Origin of the sequence: Kitasatospora sp. NPDC007106 (genome assembly GCF_040634455.1) — a bacterium.
GTDB lineage: Bacteria > Actinomycetota > Actinomycetes > Streptomycetales > Streptomycetaceae > Kitasatospora > Kitasatospora arboriphila.
This window is the reverse complement of record NZ_JBEYFP010001226.1, coordinates 1-1,398: the sequence shown is the minus strand read 5'-3', so window position 1 is coordinate 1,398 and position 1,398 is coordinate 1. Positions and strand designations below refer to the sequence as shown.

Below are 1,398 nucleotides of genomic sequence, written 5' to 3'. Positions count from 1 at the left end.
GGCCACCTTCACCCCGCAAGAGCCGGGCTTCCACCTCTACAGCGTCGACCTGCCCGACGGGGGAGTCTCCGGGCTCGGCATCCCCACCGGGCATAGCCTGGGCAGCGGGCACCGGCCCGCGTCCCGCCGCGGGCGCCCTGAGAGGCGTCCCGATGCCGCGGACCCGGACACCAGGAGGCCCGGGGCCGGGGCACCGGACGCCGAGGGGGCCGCCGACGCCGAAGGGTGAGTGCCGTGAACGCCTCCGACCGCAACGACGACGCACCGGTCGCGACGGACGCCGCCGGCACGCAGGACGCCGACGGCACACCGGGCGCCGCCGAGGGGAACGGCCACCGGGCCGGCAACGGCTCCGGGCCGGCCCCCGGCAGCCCGCCGGAGTTCCGGCCCTACCACCACCCCGCGGCCGGCTGGGGCGCCGCGAAGAGCGTCAGCCGCGTCCTCGTCCGCGAAGGCGCCCTGGTCGACGGCCCGCGCGCGATCCTGCGGATGAACCACGAGAACACCGGCTTCGACTGCCCCGGCTGCGCCTGGCCCGACGACACCAAGGGCCTGCAGCCGGCAGGCGCTGATCCTGCCCTGCCTCGGCCGCACCGAGAAGGACCACCAGCGCGGCGGTGTGCAGAGCACCTCCGTCGAGGACTCGATGAGCATGGTCCACCTGTCCGTCGGCATGAAGCGGCCCGCCTCGCCCCACCTGCTCTCCGAACCCGCGATCATCGCCGGCATCGCCCGCGCCGCCCTCCCCGACAGCGCCACCCCGTGGGAGTGGTACGTCGAGGACTACGACCGGATCCGCGACACCATGGCGAAGGTCCTCGACGGCTTCGAGGACTTCAACCGCCGCGTCCGGCTGCCGCTCGGCTTCCGGATCAGGCAGCCCGCCCGCGAGCTGGTCTTCCTCACCCCGTCCGGCCGCGCCGAGTTCTCCGCCGCGCCGCTGCCCGACGTCGTCCCCGCCCCCGGCACCCTGGCGCTGGGCACCATGCGCTCGCACGACCAGTGGAACACCACCGTCTACTCCGACGACGACCGCTACCGCGGCATCAAGAACCTGCGCACCCTGGTCTTCATGAACGCCGACGACATGCGCGAACGCGGCGTCGGCGAGTTCGACCCGGTCGACATCACCAGCACCGCCCGCGACGGCTCGACCCGTTCGCTGCACGGCTACCTCGCCGTGCCCTACGACATCCCGCGCGGCTGCGCGGCGGGCTACATGCCGGAGATGAACGTGCTCTGCGCGCTCGCCGATTACAGCACCCAGAGCGATCAGCCGATCATGAAGCACCTCAAGGTCACCGTCGAACGCTCGGCGGCTTGACCCGCCCTGCCGCCGGGGTGCTGGGGCGTGCCGTGGAGGTCGCCTCCGTCGAGGGCCTGGTGGCCCTGTCGATC

Annotated in this window: 1 pseudogene; it reads left to right on the top strand. The window is 73.6% G+C overall.

Annotated features, from left to right (window positions below):
- Positions 1-559 precede the first annotated feature (559 nt).
- Positions 560-1,324 (top strand): annotated as a pseudogene (locus ABZ641_RS37350) (molybdopterin dinucleotide binding domain-containing protein); the annotation flags it as partial.
- Positions 1,325-1,398: the final 74 nt, after the last annotated feature.